This is a genomic window from Ralstonia sp. AU12-08 (assembly GCF_000442475.1).
GTDB classification, from domain to species: domain Bacteria; phylum Pseudomonadota; class Gammaproteobacteria; order Burkholderiales; family Burkholderiaceae; genus Ralstonia; species Ralstonia insidiosa.
The window spans coordinates 32515-49295 of record NZ_ASZV01000023.1 but is presented as its reverse complement, the minus strand read 5'-3'; the positions used below and the strand labels follow the sequence as shown (position 1 = coordinate 49295).

The window sequence follows — 16781 nt, the reverse complement described above, 5'->3', positions numbered from 1 at the left end:
ACAGGGGAAGGCCCGCTACGCCGAGCGTCGAGCCTCAAAGCCCCAGCGCTGAGTCTTTGAGAGCCACCGATGGCACGCCGAACCTCAACGTTCGGTCTCTGGAACTGATATCCCGGTTGCAAATGGATACTGACAATGCTTTCCATCAATAAACACCTCCCCGTGCCGCACGGCCTGGCTTCCGTACTGGTCAAGCGTGCCCCCAAGCTCGTGCTGCCGTTCCTGGAGCGCAGCCGCAGCCGCCTGCGTGCGACGCTCGACGATGGCCGCGAGGTCGCCGTCGTGCTGCCGCGCGGCACCGTCATGCGTGGTGGCGATGTGCTCGTCGCGGAAGACGGCACGCTCGTTGAAGTGCAAGCCGCACCCGAGCAAGTGCTGCGCGTGAGCAGCGACAACCGCCTCGCGCTGATGCGCGCGGCCTATCACCTCGGCAACCGGCACACGCCCGTGCAGGTGAGCGCCGATGCGCTACAGCTCGAAGCCGATCCGGTGCTCGAAGACATGCTCGTGCGCCTGGGCGTGACCGTCGCGCATGTGGAAGCCCCATTCGAGCCCGAGGCGGGTGCTTACGGCGGTGGCCACCGCCATGGCCATGATGCGACGTTCGAAGAGGACTACGCCGCTGCACAGGCACTGTTCCAGGAGCATCACGGGCACGATCATGGTCACGCGCACGACCACGGGCACAGCCATGCCCATGGCCACGATCACGCGCACGATCATGATCACAGCCACGGTCATGTGCACGGCCCCGGCTGCGGCCATCACCATCATCACCATGACTAGCGTTGCCCAACTGACGGCCTTGCTGCACCTCGCATCCCCGGCGCTGCCGGTGGGCGCGTTCAGCTATTCGCAGGGGTTGGAAGCGGCGGTGGATGTGCGACACGTGGGTGATGAGGCCTCCGCAGCCACGTGGATTGCCGAAGGGCTCGACGTGCTCGCCGCGTGCGAGGCACCACTGTGGCTGCTGCAGTTTGCTGACTGGCAAGCGGGTCGTTTCGACGCCGTGGCCGAGCGCGATGCGTGGTTTCTCGCCACACGCGAAACGCGCGAACTGCGCCTGGAAACCTCGCAGATGGGCTGGTCGCTCAGCCGCCTGATCCAGCAGATGGGGTGGGGCGGCGATGCATTGCGTGCCGCACTGGCGGCGCGTGCATCGGTGACGTTCCCCACCGCATTTGCCGCTGCCGCCGCCGCACTGAACGTGGACCCCCACGACGGCGTGACGGCGTACTGTTTTGCGTGGGTGGAAAACCAGATGGCCGCGGCAGTAAAGGCGGTGCCGCTGGGGCAGGCAGCGGGGCAGCGCATTCTCTTTGGCTTGCATGCCGCCGTCGCAAAAGCCGTGGAGGAGGCCACACGCCGGGCGGCCTGTCATCCGCCTGAACTGTCAACGTTTTCGCCGGGGCTTGGTGTGCTGTCGGCCCGGCATGAGACCCAATACTCAAGACTCTTTCGTTCATGAACATCATGCGTACCAAGAAACTTCCAGCCTTGCGCGTTGGCGTGGGCGGCCCGGTGGGCTCGGGCAAGACCACGCTGCTCGAAATGCTCTGCAAGGCCATGCGCGAGCGCTATGACCTCGTGGCAATCACCAACGATATCTACACCAAGGAAGATCAGCGCTTGCTGACCATCTCCGGTGCATTGCCGGCCGAGCGCATCATGGGTGTGGAGACCGGCGGCTGCCCGCACACCGCCATCCGTGAAGATGCGTCGATCAACCTGGAAGCGGTCGATCGCATGCTCTCCAAGTTTCCGGATGCGGATGTGGTCTTCATCGAATCGGGTGGCGACAACCTCGCCGCCACGTTCAGCCCCGAGCTGTCGGATCTGACGATCTATGTGATCGATGTGGCAGGCGGGGAGAAGATCCCGCGCAAGGGCGGGCCGGGCATCACCAAGTCCGATCTGCTGATCATCAACAAGACGGATCTGGCGCCGTACGTTGGCGCCAACCTGGAGGTGATGGAGAGCGACACGCGCAAGATGCGCGGCGACCGTCCCTTTGTGATGTGCAACCTGCGTGCGCAGGGCGGGCTGGATGAGGTCATCCGCTTCATCGAGCGGCAGGGCATGCTGAGCGCTTCAGCTTCGGCCTGATACGGCGGGCACTCGCTTGAAGCGTTGCCGGTCAAACCGGCAGGGACGTGACGAGACGTGCGCCGTGGAGGTGAGTGATGAGGACGCTGCACGGAGTGACGCTGATGCTGGCGGTACTGGGTGTTGCTGCATGCGCGCCAGCCATCGTCGGGCCCTACTACACGATGGACGTGCGGCTGGCCGATGGAAAGCCGGTGCGCTGTGCCGTGAATCAGCCGGTACAGCTGCCTGATCCGATGCCCCCGCCATTGAGCACCCGTGAGCGCAACGAAGCCGAAGTGCTGGCCACGCAACCATTGCGGCTGCAAAGCGGGCCGCGATCACCCTATCCGACGGTGTACACGGCGCCCGACGTCCAGTGTTTTGCGTTGCCTGGTGGAAGCGCTCAGGCTTCCTCGGCCAGATAGCGCCAGAGCGCCTGTGCCACCGGGCCAACCGGGCGCCCACGCAGCCGTGCCGCCACGATGTCGAGCTTGGAACGCTTGAAGTGACGCCCCTCCAGCGACACCAGCTTGCCGCTGCGTAACTCCTTCTCGATCAGGTGCTGCGGCATGTGGCCCCAACCCATACCTTGCACGATCAAATCCTTTTTGGTGTGCTGATCCGCCACCGTCCAGTTGGGCGCATCCTTGATCACAAAGTAGTCGCGCTGCGGCTGCTGTGCCGTATCGCGGATGACCACCTGCACGTACGCTCGCATGTGCTCGGGCGTGAGGTTGCGTGTAGACGGCGCCGTTACATAGCCGGGTGCAGCCACCGGTACGAGCGTTACCTTGGTCAGATCGGTCCATTCGAAGCGGGTGTCGCTTTTGTCGATATGGTGAATGATGAGGTCGGCCTCTTCGGCAAGCAGGCGTTCCCACGGGCCGCCAATCACCTCGAAATGCAGATGCAGGCGTGTTTGCGGCCATGCACTGAAGAAGCGTTTCAGGCGCCGCAGCATCTCGGAAGTTGGGGTGAGGTCGCCCACGATCACGCGCAGGTCGGTCTCTTCGCCCTGGCTCAGTTGCTGGCACAACGTGTCAAGCGCGGCAGCCTGCCGCAGTACCGCCGCCGACTGCCGGCAGAACGCTTCGCCCGCCGATGTGAGCCGGACACGGTACTCACTGCGGTCGAGCAGGGCCACGCCCAGTCGTTGCTCCAGGTTCTTGACGGCGGCGTGCACGGCCGGATGCGTGCGGTGCAGCTTGTCGGCGGCGGCCTGAAAGCTGCCTTCCGCAATCACCGCCTCAAGACATGCGAGTTCGTGCAGGGAGAAATCCATTGTTCGCTCGACTTACAAAGATTGGCGCAATTATTCAATTTATTCTGACAGCCTGAAAACCTAGCCTAGCACCTCCCATTGCGAAAAGGAGGCAGGGACATGAAGGCAATCGTGCGGCAGCAATATGGCGGGCCGGAGCAGCTTCGCGTGACTGAGGTACCGGACCCGGTGGTAGGGCTGGACGAGGTGCTCGTGCGCGTGAAGGCGTTCGGCATCAATCGCGCGGAGCAGTATTTCCGGCAGGGCCAATGGGGCGAGGTGGCAGCCATTTCCGGCATTGAGTGCGCGGGTGAAGTGGTCAGTGACCCCAGCAGCAAGTTGCTGGCAGGGCAGCGCGTGTTCGCCCTGATGGGCGGTATGGGACGCTCGCGCAGCGGCAGCTATGCGGAGCTGGTGACAGTGCCAGCGGACAACGTCGTGCCCATCCGCAGCGCGCTCAGCTGGAGTGCGCTTGCAGCGATTCCCGAGTCGTATGCGACGGCGTGGAGTTGCCTGTTCGACAACCTGGCGTTGCGGCGTGGCGATACGGTGCTGGTGCGCGGGGCCACGTCAGCGCTGGGGCTGGCTGCGCTCAACCTGGCGGCGTACACGCAGGCCCACGTGGTTGCGACCGTGCGGCACGCGGACCGGGCGTCTGTCGCCAGAGAGAACGGCGCGGCTGTCGTGTTGATCGAGGGCGATGGCATGAGCGAAGCGTTGCGTGATCTCGCTCCAGTGGGTGTCGATGCCGTACTCGATCTGGTTGGCACCGGCACCATGCTGGAATCGCTGCGGCTGACGCGGCGTGGTGGGCGTGTCTGCGTTGCCGGTTTTCTTGGCGGGCATGTGCCGATCGCGCAGTTCGATCCGCTGCAGCATCTGCCCAGCGGACGGCACCTGAGCTTCTTTGGCAGTGCGTTCGTCTACGGCACCGCGGAGTATCCGCTCACTGACGTTCCCTTCCAGCGCATCGTCGATCTGGTCGAGGCGGGTGAACTGCGTGCCGAGCCGGCACAGGTGTTCGCTTTTGATGACATCCAGCGCGCGCATTGCATGCTGGATGCCGGTACGGCGGGCGGCAAGATGGTGGTGGAAGGCGCGCTGGCTGCGTGACGTTGATTTTTCAATGTTCTCGGAGATAGGCGAGCACCTTGTTCCGTTCGAGGCGCTGGCGGACGGCGGCTTTCTGGTGGCGCGGGCCGCCTCGCGCGAGGCGTTGGACGCCTTGCTGGCCGATGAGCCATGCGTGAAGGCCGGGAAGATGTGCTTCTCACGCGTGGTCGAGTTTGATGCCGCGCAGTGTCAGCCGGTGTTGACGGCGTGGTTTGGCAAGGAGGTGCGTCAGTAGAGCCCGGGAATCAAGCGCCAGGTCCTGGCACGGTACGCGTCGTAGGCCGCGCCGAACTGCGATTGCAGCAAGGCTTCCTCCGCGCGCATGCGTGCAACCAGCGGGGGAATCAGCAGCAGCGTCAGCACCACGCCGGCCAGTGCCCGGAAGCCCAGCCCCCAGCCCAGCGTACTGACGAGCAACCCCAGGTAGCTTGGGTTGCGCACGTATTGGTAGATCCCGCCGGTGACCAGCGTATGGCCCGGCTGGATCGCCACCAGCCCGCTGAACCGGTTGCCGAGCACGTGCACCGGCCATAGCCGCAGGGCGCCGCCCGCAGCGTAGAGCACGACGCCCAGCCACCGCACGGCATCGCCATCGAGGCACCAGAGGTCGTGTCGATCCGTGTACGCGGGCAGCCAGGCACTGACGATGCCGATCAGGCCGAACACCGGCAACACCCAGCGGTTGGATCGATCTTCGCGCTCGCCGGCGCTGAGGTTGCCGCCTGCAAACAGCGCGGCAATGGTCAGCGCGACCGTCACCACTACCAATGCCACGCGCGCGGGATGCGCCAACAGCGGACCAACGCCGCCCCAGCCCCACGCCGCCAGTGCGAGGTAGCCGAGTACCGAAATCACCGCTCCAAAGCCTAGCTTGGCCGATGCCGCCATGACTGCCTCAAGAGAATCCGAATGCGCCCAGTGTAGGCCCCGCGCCAATCGGTTGCATTGATGGCGTCCAAAAGAAAAGGCCGCATCAGATCACATCATGCGGCCTGTTTCTGAGAGCAAATACCCGCGGTTAACGGCGCTGATATTGCGTGGCACCGAAGAGGATTTCCTTCGCCTTGTCGTCTTGCACAACCGGGCGTTCCTTGGCCAGCACCTTGACCGCACGCTGCACGGCGGGGCGTTCTTCAATGGCTTCAAACCAGCGTTGCAGCTTGGGGTAATCCGACAGCTCGATGCCCTGGTTCTTCCAGCTGCGCAGCCACGGCCACGTGGCGATGTCGGCGATCGAGTAGTCGGCGCCGCCCAGGTATTTGGATTCGGACAGGCGCTTGTCGATCACGCCATACAGCCGCTTGGCTTCGTTGCTGTAGCGGTTGACCGCGTACTCGATCTTTTCCGGCGCGTAGATGCGGAAGTGGTGCGCCTGGCCCAGCATCGGGCCGACGCCGCCCATCTGGAACATCAGCCATTGCAGCACTTCGTACTTGCCGCGTACGTCTTCGGGGATGAACTTGCCCGTCTTGCCGGCGAGGTACAGCAGGATCGCGCCTGATTCGAACAGCGAGATGGGCTGGCCATCCGGGCCGTCCTGATCGACGATGGCCGGGATCTTGTTGTTCGGGCTGATCTTCAGGAAGTCGGGCTTGAACTGGTCGCCAGTGCTGATGTTGATGCCGTGGATGCGGTAAGGCAGCCCGCATTCCTCCAGCATGATGTGCACTTTGTGCCCGTTGGGCGTGGCCCAGCTATAGACGTCGATCATCGAAATGGCTCCGCAAGGGAAGAGACGTGCGGGCCACCAGTAGCCCGCAAAGTGTTCCATTCCAGCACAGAACGGAAAAACGCGCAGACGGCGCGCGCAGGCAAAAAAATCCCCGCCTGATGCGTACATTCGGCGGGGTTAAGGAGTGAACGGTACAGCCGTGCGACAGGTCAGGCGCCGCGCGTGACCGGCATGTCAGCCACATCGGACAGCTTGTGCAGGTGCTTGGCCAGTTCCAGCTTGGCGATGGCGGCGCGGTGCACTTCGTCCGGGCCGTCGGCCAGGCGCAGCGTGCGCTGGTGCGCGTAGAACGACGCCAGCGGGAAGTCGCCCGACACGCCGCCGCCGCCGTGTGCCTGGATCGCCCAGTCGACGATCTGGCAGGCGATGTTCGGGGCGACGACCTTGATCATCGCAATCTCGGCCTTGGCGACCTTGTTGCCGACGGTGTCCATCATGTACGCGGCCTTGAGCGTGAGCAGGCGGGCCTGTTCGATCATGCAGCGCGCTTCGGCAATGCGCTCGTGCCAAACGCTGTGCTGTGCGATGGCCTTGCCGAAGGCGATGCGCGTGGTCAGGCGCTTGCACATCAGTTCCAGTGCGCGCTCGGCAATGCCGATGCTGCGCATGCAGTGGTGGATACGGCCCGGGCCCAGGCGGCCCTGTGCGATCTCAAAGCCGCGGCCTTCGCCCAGCAGGATGTTGCCCACCGGCACGCGCACGTTCTTGAGGTCAACTTCCATGTGGCCGTGCGGGGCATCGTCGTAGCCGAACACCGTGAGCGGGCGCATGACGTTGATGCCCGGCGCATCGGCCGGCACCACGATCATCGACTGCTGCTCGTGGCGGCCAGCGTCCGGGTTGGTTTTGCCCATGACGATGTACACGGCGCAGCGCGGGTCGCCGGCGCCCGACGACCACCACTTGCGGCCGTTGATGACGTATTCATCGCCCTGGCGTTCGATGCGGCATTCGATGTTGGTGGCATCCGACGAGGCCACGGCCGGCTCGGTCATCAGGAAGGCCGAGCGGATCTCGCCGCGCAGCAGCGGCTCCAGCCAGCGGTCCTTGATCGCTTCCGAGGCGTAGCGCTCCAGCGTCTCCATGTTGCCGGTGTCCGGCGCGGAGCAGTTGAATACTTCCGGCGCCCAGGGCACCCGGCCCATGATCTCGCACAGCGTGGCGTATTCCAGGTTCGACAGGCCTTCCGGTGCGCGTGTCGAGCGCGGCAGGAACAGGTTCCACAGCCCGGCCTTGCGTGCCAGCGGCTTGAGCTCTTCGATCACCTTGGTCGGGATCCAGGCATTGCCCGCACGGCGGTTGGCTTCAATTTCTTCGTGGAAGCGGTTCTCGTTCGGGTAGATGTGCTGGTCGAAGAATTCGAGCAGGCGTGCCTGCATTTCCTTGACCTTGGGCGTGTAATCGAAATTCATGGTGTCTCCTCAATACATCGAACAGGCGTCTCGAACGGGCAATCCATCAAGTCGGTTCAGGCGGGCGTGGTGATACGGCCGCCGAGCACTGCAAATACGGCACTCGCGCGTGCAACCAGCCGGTCGCCGCGGTGGAAGAGGGCCTGCGCAAAGGCCAGCTTGCTGCCGGTACGCAAACCTTCCGGGGCGATCTCGATCCAGTCGCCTTCACCTGCTGAGGCGATGAAATCCACGGTGAGGCTGGCGGTGGACATGGCGATGGCGCCGCCTGTACCGTCGCCAGGTTCGGCCAAGCAGTAACCCAGCGCCGCATCGGCCAGGGAGGCGACCACACCGCCGTGCAGGATGCCGCGCCGGTTCAGGTGGTGCTCCAGCACATGGAAGCCCATCACCATCGACGGCCCCATGCCCTTCGCGTACACCGGCCCCAGCATCGTCAGGAAGGGGCTCGGCTTGTTCAGCAGGTCGAAGCCCACGGGTACGGTCAGGTTGGTGGCTGTGGTCATGGCACATGGCAGAACGCACATCAATGCACGCAGCTTAAGCCTTCACCTACAATAAGAGAAATGAATTTCGTAGATTGCCATTCATCAAAGCCATGCATATATCACGGGTCGACCTGAACCTGTTCGTCGTCTTCGATGCCATCTATACGGAAGGTGGGATTACGGCAGCGGCGCGCACGCTCAACCTGACGCAACCGGCCGTCAGCCATGCGCTGGGGCGGCTGCGCGAGCTGTTTGACGACCCGCTGTTCGAGCGGCGCGGGCAAGGCATGGTGCCGACGCCGCTGGCGCGCACGTTGATCGCCGAGGTGCGCACGTCGCTACGGGGCTTTGAGCGCACGCTGCGCGAGGGCACGCGTTTTGATCCGGCCACAAGTGAACGCCGCTTCACCATATCGATGCGCGATGCCTTGGAGGCGACGCTGCTGCCGCCCCTGATGGCGGCGATTGCCAAGGAGGCACCACGCATTGACGTGACCACGGTGCGGGGCGACCGCCGCCAGCTCGAAGCCGAACTGCTGGCCGGCACCATTGACGCGGTGGCGGACATTCTGCTGCCGGCGTCGCCTGCCATTCGTCATGCGCCGATCCTGTCAGACCCGATGGTGGTGCTGGCGCGCCCTGGGCACCCGATCACGCGGGGGGCGCTCACGCTCGATCGCTACCTGGACTGCGAACACGTGCAAGTGTCGTCAAGGCGGCGTGGGGCGGGGCTGGAAGACGTGGAGTTGCGCCGGCTGGGGCGCGAGCGCCGGGTGCGTCTGCGTTGCCAGCACTACCCGGCGGCGTGCCGCGTCGTCAGTTGCACCGATTGGCTCGTCACGCTGCCAATACGCTACGCGCGCATCGCCAACGAGCCGTACGGCAACGTCATGCTGCCGCTGCCGTTCAACGTGCCGGCGCTGGAGTTGTACCTGTACTGGCACGCCAACAGCGACCAGGATGCCGCCGGCCGCTGGCTGCGCGATCACATTTTCGCGGCGATGGCCGAGGTGGCGTTGGACGATGCCGTTGCCGCCTTTGCCGACGGACGTTGACGAACCCGAAGCCGAACGCAATCATCGGGGCTGCGCAGCGCAAATGGCTTAGCCATGCCGGTTTATGACAGATTGATGGCATTCGGCCGTCGAGCGTCTGCGCTTCCTGGCAAACCGTCTTCCCTCGTGATGTATGACTGCGACAGCGTCCGCGATCAGTTTCCAATCCGACAACACCGGTCTTATCTGCGGTTTTCGCTTCGAGCCGGGGCGGCCCGGCGTTGCCCTGGATTCTTCGCAGATCGGCGACGCGCTGGAGCGTGCCGGACACAACAATACGGAGTGCGCCGATGGCGCATTCATCTGGCTGCACTTCAACCTGTCGCGCGCCGGGTGCATGCGTTGGCTGCAAAGCCATCTCGACTTGCCGCAGCCGTTTCTTGAGATGCTGGGCGAGGAGGCGCACTCCACGCGCATCGAGCAGCAGGACGGGGCACTGGTTGCCGTCTTCAACGATGTGATCTTCGATTTTGAGCGCACGCCCACGCAGGTTGCAACGCAGTGGGTGTATGCGCATCGGCGCCTGCTGGTGACCTTGCGCCGCAAGCCGCTGCATTCGGTCGACAGGCTGCGCGAATGCGTGCGTAACGGCGAGACGTTTCGCTCGCCGGCCAACCTGCTGGGCCACCTGATGTGCGATCAGGCCGACCTGATGACGCAGATCGTGCGCACCACCGGTATCGACATCGACCGCATCGAAGACCGTTTTCTCGCTTCGAAAATCACCTCAGGGCGGCAGGAGCTTGCCGGCACTCGCCGGGTGCTGGTGCGCCTGCAGCGCATGCTGGCGCCCGAGCCGGGTTCGGTGTTTCGCCTGCTCTCGCGTCCGCCGGTGTGGCTCCATCCAGAAGATGTGCAGCAGTTGCGCGAGTCGACCGAGGAGTTTTCCGTCGTGCTGCGCGACATGAGCGGGTTGATCGAGCGCATCAAGCTGCTGCAGGAAGAGGTGATTGCGCGCCTGGACGAGCAGAACAACCGCACGCTGTTCACGCTGACGCTGGTCACGGTGCTCGCGCTGCCGATCAACATCGTGGCAGGCCTGTTCGGCATGAACGTCGGCGGCGTGCCCCTGGCCGAGAATCACCACGGTTTCTGGATGATGGTGGGGCTGGTCGCAGGATTTACTGCGCTGATCGCCTGGTGGGTGGTTCGTCGCCGCAACAACCAATAACGCGCAGGCCGGGTGATTACCGCTTCGCGGCGATGACCTTGGGCGACGTCGCTGCAGCCTTGGCTGACGGGAACGGATAGCGCGCGCTGAATTCTGCAAAGCGCGCAGCGAGAAAATCTGCACAGGCCGTCAGCCGCGCTGGGCGATGACGGCGCGCGAGGCTCACGAGCTGCAACGGTGTGGGCGCGTGGCTCCACGCCGGCAGTGCAACCTCCAACCGCCCCGCGTACACGTCCTGCGCCACATCCAGCCATGACTTGAATGCCAGCCCGCGCCCGGCGACGGCCCAGTCGCGCACGACGGCGCCGTCATCACATTGGAAATCGCCGCGTACGTCGATCGGGGCGGGGCCACTGGAATGCGTGAGCTGCCAGCGCGTAACGGGCTCGCCGTTGCGCAGCAGGATGAGGCAGCGGTGATCGGCCAGATCACTCGGGTGGGCGGGGCGGCCGTGTTGCTTGAAATACGACGGTGCCCCCACGATCACGCGCGGATGCGATGCCAGCGGCCGCCGCACCAGCGCCGAATCCTGCAGATGCCCGTAACGCAGTGCGAAGTCGAGGTCTTCACGCATCAGGTCGGCCAGCCGGTCGCCCAGCACCAGGGTGACGCGCACGCCGGGGTGTTCGTCGCAGAAGGCATCCAGCCACGGGCGCAGGATGTGCCGCCCCAGGTCTGATGTGGCGGCAATGCGGATGGTGCCCGCCAGTTCAGTGCGGTCTTGGCCGAGGCTTTCCGCGCCTTCGTCCAATGCTTCCAGCGCCTGCCTTGCATACCCTAGATAACGCTGGCCGGCTTCGGTGGGCCGCATGCTGCGTGTCGTGCGCTCGAACAGGCGGGCGCCCAGTTCGGTTTCCACGCGCTTGAGTGCCGCGCTGGCGGTGGCGGGCAGCCAGCCGAGCTGCCGGGCCGCGGCAGAGAGGTTGCCGGCGTCAGCAATGCGCACCAGCAGGCGGAGGTCGTCGAGGGCGATCATTGTCAAAGCATGTTTGGAGAACCATCAAAGCATAGACGGATTATCTTGTTTTTGTTTGATGAAAGAATCGCCCCCATCGGTTGACGGTTTTTTCTTTCTTCTCAAAGGAGCATCGGCATGACTTCGAAGACCTTGCAGGACCAGGCGGTGGTGGTGTTGGGTGGTACGGCGGGCATTGGGCAGGCTGTGGCGCGTGCGGCGGCGGCCGCTGGCGCCCGCGTGACAGTGCTGGGCCGCTCGGCCAAGACAGACGGCAGTATCCATGGGATTGCTGTCGACGCGAATGACACGGCTTCGCTGGGCAGTGCGTTGGTGCAGGCTGCGGACGGAGGCAAGATCGACCACCTTGTCATCACCATCGGCTCGCGCACGAGCCCGCCACCGGTTGCCTCGCTGCAACGCGCCGATCTGGAGCAGGGCTTCGGCACCAAGCTGTTTGCCGCGCTGATGGCGGTGCAGGCCGCGCTGCCGCATCTGGCCGAACGGGCGTCGATTACGCTCACCTCCGGCCTGCTCTCACGCAAGCCCACGGCGACAGGGCTGCTGCGCGCGTCCATCAACGCTGCGGTGGAAGCGGCGGCCAAGAACCTTGCGAAGGAATTGGCGCCGCGCCGCGTCAACGTGGTCAGCCCCGGTGTGGTGGATACGGAAGTGTGGGGCGCACCGGCGGATCGCGAGGCCATGCTCGCGCGCATCGGCAGCGGCTTACCTGTCGGCCGCGTGGGTACGCCGGAGGACCTCGCCCAAGGCTATCTGCTGGCCATGACCAACGGCTTCATGACTGGCGCCATTATCGATATTGACGGAGGTGGTTTGCTATGACGTCCGACAGCGACTGGACATTCGACCACGTGAACTTTCACGTGGCAGGTGACGCGCCCATCCTCAAGTTCTTCGCTGAGGTGCTTGGTTGGAAACCAGGGCCGCGCCCGGCGTTTCCGTTTCCCGGCACGTGGCTGTACCAGAACGGCGATGCGCTGGTGCATCTGGTGGACAAGGAGGGTCGGGAGGACGACAGCCCGGAGCTGGTGTTTTCGCACGTCGCCTTTCGCACGAAGCGGGATGCGGCTGATGTGTTGGCCGCCGTACGCGAAAGCGGTATGCCGCACCAGGTGCGCAAGCATCCCGATCGGCCGGCAGCGCAGATCTTCGTGCAGTTGGCTGGGGTGGTGCTTGAGCTGGAAGCGCCGCTGTCCGGTCCGTTGGAAGCGGCGCGCGAGTACGAGTGAGCCGCTGAATCAGGCGCCGGCCTGCTGGGCGTATTTCCAACCCAGCTCGGCCATCGGGCGGGCGCGCTTGCCAGCCTCAAGCGCCTGTGCGGAAGACGCGGTGCCGTCCACCACGCGCTTCATGATCCCCTGCAGGATGCCGGCAATGCGGAACATGTTGTAGGCGAGGTAGAAGTTCCAGTCGCCCGTGATGCGACGGCCGGTGCGTTCTTCGTACTGGCGGATGTATTCGGCTTCGGAGGGAATACCGAGGGCCTTGAAGTCCAGCCCGGCCACGCCGCGGAACTGCCCCGGCTCGATGTGCCAGCTCATGCAGTGGTAGCTGAAGTCGGCCAGCGGGTGACCCAGCGTGGAGAGCTCCCAATCGAGGATGGCCAGCACGCGTGGTTCGGTCGGGTGGAAGATCAGGTTGTCGAGCCGGTAGTCACCGTGGACGATGCTGGTGATTTCTTCAGCCTCTTGCGGCACGTGCTTGGGCAGCCATTCGATCAGGTTGTCCATCGCCGGAATCGACTCGGTTTCCGACAGCTTGTACTGCTTGCTCCAGCGCTCGATCTGGCGCGCGAAGTAGTTGCCGGGTTTGCCGTAGTCGGCGAGTCCAATCGCGGCATAGTCCACCGTGTGCAGCGCGGAGATGACGCGGTTCATCTCGTTGTAGATGGCGGTGCGCTCGGCGGGCGCCATGCCGGGCAACGCCTGGTCCCACAGCACGCGGCCCTGCACGAATTCCATGATGTAGAAGGCGCGGCCGATCACGGCTTCGTCTTCGCACAACGCAAACATCTTCGGGGCCGGCACGTCGGTGTTGGCCAGCGCATGCATCACGCGGTATTCGCGTTCGATAGCGTGCGCAGACGGCAGCAGCTTCGCCTTCGGCCCCGGCTTGGCGCGCATCACATAGGTGCACGAGGGTGTGATCAGCTTGAAGGTCGGGTTCGATTGGCCGCCCTTGAACTGCTCCACGGTGAGCGGGCCGGCAAAGCCCGTCACGTGTTCGCGCATCCACGCCTCCAGCGCGCCGATGTCGAACTTCTGCTGGTCTGCCACCGGCCGCGTGCCTTCGAAGGCCGAGAAATCCTGCTGCGTCATGCTGTGTCTCCGAATCGTGTTCTGTTGTGGTTCAGGCGGGATTGCGATAGCGAAGGTATTGCTGCAGCAATACCTCCATCGTCGTCAGCCGCGAGCCAAAGTGCACAGGCGAGGGCGGCGAAAAGTTGCTCATGCGCAGCACCCAGTCGCTTGGGCTCTCACCCACATCGAGTGCATTGATGCAGCCGGCCGTCTGCGCGAGGTTGCCGAAGAACACACGCTCGCCACCCGTGATGGCGTGCGAGAGGATCGCGCGGTTGGTGCCGCCGTGCAGCACCAGCAGCACGGTGTCCCAGTCGGGCAGGGCGCGCAGATGCGTGAGCACCGGGATCACGCGGTTGAGAAATTCGCCGATGCTCTCGCCGTTCAGGAAGCGGCGTTCTTCCGGTACGGTGCCTTCGAATACGCCGATGAACGCTTGCGCCAGTTCGTGCTCGGGAATCTCTCCCAGCTTGCCGCCACGGATTTCCTGCAGCTCAGGCCATTGCTCAAGCGTGATGCCGCGCGCCTGCATCGCGGGCATTTCCGCCAGCACGCGCTGTGCGGTTTCCACCGTGCGCGGCAAGCCGCTGACGATCACGCGATCGAACAGGATGTTCTCCGCCGCAAAGGTGCGCCCAGCAGCAGTCGCTTGCTTGCGGCCCTCTTCATTGAGCGGCACGGTGTCGGGCTCGATCGGGCGGCCGGTCTCGTCAAAGTACGTGACGGCGCCGTGGCGCATCAGGTAAATGCGACGCCGGTTGGGTGTCGGGAACGGAATCATGCTCAGCGACTCAGCGGTATTGCGGTTTGCGCTTCTGCAGGAAGGCAGAGATGCCTTCGTTGCCATCGGCATGGTGCAGCGCTTCGACAAAGCTGTGCTGTTCGGCTTTGAGGTGATCGTGCAGTGAAGCGTCTTCCGCGTTGGCAATCAGGCCCTTGATGCGGCCGACCGCATGTGGTGATTGCGCCGCGAGTTTCTCTGCCAGCAGCAGCGCATGGTCCAGTGCCTCGCCGGGTTTGACGACTTCGTTGATGAGGCCGAAGTGCGCGAGTCGTTCTGCACCGACCGGCTTGCCGAGCATGATGATCTCGCTCGCCAGCGGACGCGGCAGGAAGCGCGCGATGTGCCACGAGCCGCCACCATCCGGCGTGAGTGCCACGTTCACATACGCCATCACGAACTTCGCATCCGATGCGGCAATCGCAAAGTCGCAGGCCAGCACCAGCGAGAAGCCCGCGCCCGCTGCCGGGCCTTCCACCGCCGCGATCACCGGCTTGGGGAAGGTGCGGATCGTCTCGATCCAATGGTTGAGCGCGTCGATGCCTTCTTCCTGCACGCTCTTGGGCTTGCCGCGGTTTTCCAGCAGGCGGTTCAGGTTGCCGCCCGCGCAGAACGCATTGCCCGCACCGGTGAAGATGACGGCGCGGATCTCGTTGTCGTTGGCGGCGCGGTCCAGCGCTTCCATCGACGCGGTGTACATCACCGGGTCCAGCGCGTTGCGCGCGTCGGGGTTGGACAGAACAAGCACTAGCGTTGAGCCGATGCGTTGGGAGAGCAGTTGCGCGGTCATGGCAATGGCCTCGTGTCGGGAGGGAAGGGGTTAGGCGTCCAGCGTCAACAGCGACATACCAAGACGGGCGCGTCGCAGCAGCCACGGGCTCGGGCGATAACGCGGGTCGCCATAGAGCACGTACAGGTTCTGCAGCACTTCAAGGATGGCGCTCGTGCCCAGCGTGTCGCCCAGCGCCAGCGGCCCTTGGGGATAACCGAGGCCCAGCGTAACGGCGAGGTCGATGTCCGTCGGCGTAGCAATGCGCTGCTGCGCGATGTCGCATGCGATGTTGACGATGCACGCGACGATGCGCTGCGCGACAAAGCCACCCGAATCGCGGATCACCGTCACCGGTACGCCATCGGAGGCGAGCAGGCCATGCGCGGCATCGCGATAAGCGTGGTCGGTAGCTGGCGTGGTCATCAGCGTACGGCGCTTGGTGGCCGCAAACGGATAGAGCGTGTCGAGCGCCACCGTGCGGCGCGCATCCAGCCCTTCGGCAGTCACACACGCAGTGGCATCCAGCCCGCGCGGCGTGACGATGATGAGCGCATCGGCAGACGGTTTGGAACCGGCCTCAGGCGTGACGCCCAAGTCGAGCATCAGGCGTTGTGCCGCGGCGTGACCGGCTTCGTGCGCGCGGCTGATCCATACCGACGACGGGCGTGCAGTCGGCACAGGCGCTTCCGCTGGCACCTGCTTTTGTCCTTCGGGATAGCGATAGAACCCTTCGCCCGTCTTGCGGCCCAGGATGCCGCCGGCAAAGCGCACCGCCGTGATCTGCGAGGGGCGGTAGCGCGGCTCCTCATAGAACTGGCGGTAGACCGATTCCATCACCGGGTGCGAGACATCCAGCCCGGTCAGGTCCATCAGCTCGAACGGCCCCATCCGGAAGCCCGCCTGCTCGCGCATGATGGCGTCGATGTCGGCATAGGCGGCCACGCTTTCCTGCGCCACGCGCAGGCCTTCGGTGTTCATGCCACGCCCGGCGTGGTTGACGATGAAACCCGGCATGTCGATGCAGCGCACGGCCGTATGGCCCATGCGCTTGGCCAGTGCGGCCAGGGCTTCGCCGGTGGCAGGCGCGCTGCGCAGGCCGTCGATCACCTCGACCACCTTCATCAGCGGCACGGGGTTGAAGAAGTGGAAGCCGGCCACGCGCTCGGGGTGCTTGCAGGCCGTGGCAATGGCCGTGATCGACAGTGACGACGTGTTCGATGCCAGGATCGCATCGGCGCGCACGATGTCTTCAAGCTGGCGGAAGAGGTCGCGCTTGACCTCCAGTTTCTCGACGATGGCCTCAACGACGAGATCGCAGTCCGCCAGATCTGTGAGGGCGCCGGCAGGGATCAGGCGCGCCACGGTGGCGTCGGCTTCCTCCGCCGTGAGCTTGCCCTTGGCGGCCAGCTTGGCCAGCGTGTCGGCCAGTGCGGTACGCGCCGCTTCCACGGCGGGCGGGTTGGCGTCGAACAGCTTGACGCGCAGGCCGGCCTGCGCCGCGATCTGCGCAATGCCGCGCCCCATGGCGCCGGTTCCTACAATCCCGATAGTCTGCATATGAAATTCGCTTCGATCGAAAGAAGTCTGGCTAAAATAGCACGAGCGTGCGATTTCTGGCATCCGCACCGACCA

Annotated in this window: 20 protein-coding genes; 10 read left to right on the top strand and 10 right to left on the bottom strand. The window is 64.6% G+C overall.

The features are described 5' to 3' along the window. Positions 1-135 precede the first annotated feature (135 nt). The 4 genes from ureE to C404_RS42830 all read left to right on the top strand — a co-directional run bounded on the left by ureE (position 136) and on the right by C404_RS42830 (position 2513). Entirely contained in the window at positions 136-786 is a 651-nt protein-coding gene (ureE, locus tag C404_RS42845) for an urease accessory protein UreE (RefSeq protein WP_021194961.1), read from the top strand. Beyond that, positions 779-1468, top strand: a complete 690-nt coding sequence (locus C404_RS42840) for an urease accessory protein UreF (RefSeq protein ID WP_031329373.1) — start codon at positions 779-781, stop codon at positions 1466-1468. The genes ureE and C404_RS42840 overlap by 8 nt, the downstream gene beginning before the upstream one ends. Before the next feature lie 5 nt (positions 1469-1473). Further along, on the top strand, positions 1474-2106 hold the full coding sequence (gene ureG, locus C404_RS42835; protein WP_031329372.1) for an urease accessory protein UreG: 633 nt from the start codon (positions 1474-1476) through the stop codon (positions 2104-2106). A gap of 77 nt (positions 2107-2183) precedes the next feature. Next, positions 2184-2513: a hypothetical protein gene (locus tag C404_RS42830; RefSeq protein WP_021194958.1), complete on the top strand. Its 330-nt coding sequence runs from the start codon at positions 2184-2186 to the stop codon at positions 2511-2513. Here C404_RS42830 and C404_RS42825 read toward each other — a convergent pair. After that, the gene (locus C404_RS42825) at positions 2492-3370 is read right to left on the bottom strand and encodes a LysR family transcriptional regulator (RefSeq protein WP_021194957.1); all 879 of its coding nucleotides are present in this window, start codon (positions 3368-3370) and stop codon (positions 2492-2494) included. The two genes, C404_RS42830 and C404_RS42825, sit on opposite strands and share 22 nt — an antisense overlap. Before the next feature lie 99 nt (positions 3371-3469). On the opposite strand from C404_RS42825, the gene C404_RS42820 reads away from it, so the two are divergent. Both C404_RS42820 and C404_RS42815 read left to right on the top strand, forming a co-directional pair. After that, positions 3470-4462, top strand: a complete 993-nt coding sequence (locus C404_RS42820; RefSeq protein WP_021194956.1) for a zinc-binding dehydrogenase — start codon at positions 3470-3472, stop codon at positions 4460-4462. A 13-nt stretch (positions 4463-4475) separates the two neighbouring features. Continuing rightward, the gene (locus C404_RS42815) at positions 4476-4697 is read left to right on the top strand and encodes a YciI family protein (protein ID WP_021194955.1); all 222 of its coding nucleotides are present in this window, start codon (positions 4476-4478) and stop codon (positions 4695-4697) included. Here C404_RS42815 and C404_RS42810 read toward each other — a convergent pair. The 4 genes from C404_RS42810 to C404_RS42795 all read right to left on the bottom strand — a co-directional run bounded on the left by C404_RS42810 (position 4691) and on the right by C404_RS42795 (position 8112). Next, a complete protein-coding gene (locus C404_RS42810; protein WP_021194954.1) occupies positions 4691-5350 on the bottom strand; it encodes a methyltransferase family protein in 660 nt (219 codons plus the stop codon). The two genes, C404_RS42815 and C404_RS42810, sit on opposite strands and share 7 nt — an antisense overlap. Positions 5351-5480: 130 nt before the next feature. Then, the gene (locus tag C404_RS42805; RefSeq protein ID WP_021194953.1) at positions 5481-6173 is read right to left on the bottom strand and encodes a glutathione binding-like protein; all 693 of its coding nucleotides are present in this window, start codon (positions 6171-6173) and stop codon (positions 5481-5483) included. Positions 6174-6343: 170 nt separating this feature from the next. Then, entirely contained in the window at positions 6344-7606 is a 1263-nt protein-coding gene (locus tag C404_RS42800; RefSeq protein WP_021194952.1) for an acyl-CoA dehydrogenase family protein, read from the bottom strand. A 56-nt stretch (positions 7607-7662) separates the two neighbouring features. Continuing rightward, positions 7663-8112, bottom strand: coding sequence for a PaaI family thioesterase (locus tag C404_RS42795; protein ID WP_021194951.1), 450 nt, complete (start codon positions 8110-8112; stop codon positions 7663-7665). Between the two features lie 92 nt (positions 8113-8204). Between C404_RS42795 and C404_RS42790 the strand changes: the two genes are divergently transcribed. Then, positions 8205-9149: a LysR family transcriptional regulator gene (locus tag C404_RS42790; protein WP_031329369.1), complete on the top strand. Its 945-nt coding sequence runs from the start codon at positions 8205-8207 to the stop codon at positions 9147-9149. A 133-nt stretch (positions 9150-9282) separates the two neighbouring features. Then, positions 9283-10320, top strand: a complete 1038-nt coding sequence (locus tag C404_RS42785; RefSeq protein ID WP_021194949.1) for a transporter — start codon at positions 9283-9285, stop codon at positions 10318-10320. A gap of 16 nt (positions 10321-10336) precedes the next feature. On the opposite strand, the gene C404_RS42780 is transcribed toward C404_RS42785, so the two are convergent. Further along, a complete protein-coding gene (locus C404_RS42780; protein ID WP_021194948.1) occupies positions 10337-11296 on the bottom strand; it encodes a LysR family transcriptional regulator in 960 nt (319 codons plus the stop codon). A 117-nt stretch (positions 11297-11413) separates the two neighbouring features. Between C404_RS42780 and C404_RS42775 the strand changes: the two genes are divergently transcribed. Together C404_RS42775 and C404_RS42770 are read left to right on the top strand one after the other, a co-directional pair. Continuing rightward, positions 11414-12118, top strand: coding sequence for an SDR family oxidoreductase (locus tag C404_RS42775; protein WP_021194947.1), 705 nt, complete (start codon positions 11414-11416; stop codon positions 12116-12118). Further along, positions 12115-12525 (top strand): glyoxalase, encoded by a 411-nt coding sequence (locus tag C404_RS42770; protein ID WP_021194946.1) that lies wholly within the window; start codon positions 12115-12117, stop codon positions 12523-12525. The genes C404_RS42775 and C404_RS42770 overlap by 4 nt, the downstream gene beginning before the upstream one ends. A 9-nt stretch (positions 12526-12534) precedes the next feature. Here the strand turns inward: C404_RS42770 and C404_RS42765 are convergent, their stop codons facing one another. The 4 genes from C404_RS42765 to C404_RS42750 are packed head-to-tail and all read right to left on the bottom strand — an operon-like array spanning position 12535 to position 16769. Further along, positions 12535-13614, bottom strand: coding sequence for a phosphotransferase (locus C404_RS42765; protein ID WP_021194945.1), 1080 nt, complete (start codon positions 13612-13614; stop codon positions 12535-12537). 31 nt (positions 13615-13645) lie between these two features. Continuing rightward, complete coding sequence (locus C404_RS42760; protein ID WP_021194944.1) at positions 13646-14377, bottom strand: histidine phosphatase family protein; 732 nt, start codon at positions 14375-14377, stop codon at positions 13646-13648. 10 nt (positions 14378-14387) lie between these two features. After that, positions 14388-15167, bottom strand: a complete 780-nt coding sequence (locus C404_RS42755) for an oxepin-CoA hydrolase, alternative type (RefSeq protein ID WP_021194943.1) — start codon at positions 15165-15167, stop codon at positions 14388-14390. 30 nt (positions 15168-15197) lie between these two features. Beyond that, the gene (locus C404_RS42750) at positions 15198-16769 is read right to left on the bottom strand and encodes a 3-hydroxyacyl-CoA dehydrogenase (protein ID WP_152524444.1); all 1572 of its coding nucleotides are present in this window, start codon (positions 16767-16769) and stop codon (positions 15198-15200) included. Positions 16770-16781 lie beyond the last annotated feature (12 nt).

Excerpts from the sequence above, each read along its gene's own strand:
- ureG (WP_031329372.1), top strand. The coding sequence starts at position 1,474 with ATGCGTACCAAGAAACTTCCAGCCTTGCGCGTTGGCGTGGGCGGCCCG.
- C404_RS42750 (WP_152524444.1), bottom strand. The coding sequence starts at position 16,769 with ATGCCAGAAATCGCACGCTCGTGCTATTTTAGCCAGACTTCTTTCGAT.
- C404_RS42760 (WP_021194944.1), bottom strand. The coding sequence starts at position 14,377 with ATGATTCCGTTCCCGACACCCAACCGGCGTCGCATTTACCTGATGCGC.
- ureE (WP_021194961.1), top strand. The coding sequence starts at position 136 with ATGCTTTCCATCAATAAACACCTCCCCGTGCCGCACGGCCTGGCTTCC.
- C404_RS42810 (WP_021194954.1), bottom strand. The coding sequence starts at position 5,350 with ATGGCGGCATCGGCCAAGCTAGGCTTTGGAGCGGTGATTTCGGTACTC.
- C404_RS42820 (WP_021194956.1), top strand. The coding sequence starts at position 3,470 with ATGAAGGCAATCGTGCGGCAGCAATATGGCGGGCCGGAGCAGCTTCGC.
- C404_RS42755 (WP_021194943.1), bottom strand. The coding sequence starts at position 15,167 with ATGACCGCGCAACTGCTCTCCCAACGCATCGGCTCAACGCTAGTGCTT.
- C404_RS42795 (WP_021194951.1), bottom strand. The coding sequence starts at position 8,112 with ATGACCACAGCCACCAACCTGACCGTACCCGTGGGCTTCGACCTGCTG.
- C404_RS42770 (WP_021194946.1), top strand. The coding sequence starts at position 12,115 with ATGACGTCCGACAGCGACTGGACATTCGACCACGTGAACTTTCACGTG.
- C404_RS42775 (WP_021194947.1), top strand. The coding sequence starts at position 11,414 with ATGACTTCGAAGACCTTGCAGGACCAGGCGGTGGTGGTGTTGGGTGGT.
- C404_RS42840 (WP_031329373.1), top strand. The coding sequence starts at position 779 with ATGACTAGCGTTGCCCAACTGACGGCCTTGCTGCACCTCGCATCCCCG.
- C404_RS42765 (WP_021194945.1), bottom strand. The coding sequence starts at position 13,614 with ATGACGCAGCAGGATTTCTCGGCCTTCGAAGGCACGCGGCCGGTGGCA.
- C404_RS42780 (WP_021194948.1), bottom strand. The coding sequence starts at position 11,296 with ATGATCGCCCTCGACGACCTCCGCCTGCTGGTGCGCATTGCTGACGCC.
- C404_RS42805 (WP_021194953.1), bottom strand. The coding sequence starts at position 6,173 with ATGATCGACGTCTATAGCTGGGCCACGCCCAACGGGCACAAAGTGCAC.
- C404_RS42790 (WP_031329369.1), top strand. The coding sequence starts at position 8,205 with ATGCATATATCACGGGTCGACCTGAACCTGTTCGTCGTCTTCGATGCC.
- C404_RS42830 (WP_021194958.1), top strand. The coding sequence starts at position 2,184 with ATGAGGACGCTGCACGGAGTGACGCTGATGCTGGCGGTACTGGGTGTT.
- C404_RS42800 (WP_021194952.1), bottom strand. The coding sequence starts at position 7,606 with ATGAATTTCGATTACACGCCCAAGGTCAAGGAAATGCAGGCACGCCTG.
- C404_RS42785 (WP_021194949.1), top strand. The coding sequence starts at position 9,283 with ATGACTGCGACAGCGTCCGCGATCAGTTTCCAATCCGACAACACCGGT.
- C404_RS42825 (WP_021194957.1), bottom strand. The coding sequence starts at position 3,370 with ATGGATTTCTCCCTGCACGAACTCGCATGTCTTGAGGCGGTGATTGCG.
- C404_RS42815 (WP_021194955.1), top strand. The coding sequence starts at position 4,476 with ATGTTCTCGGAGATAGGCGAGCACCTTGTTCCGTTCGAGGCGCTGGCG.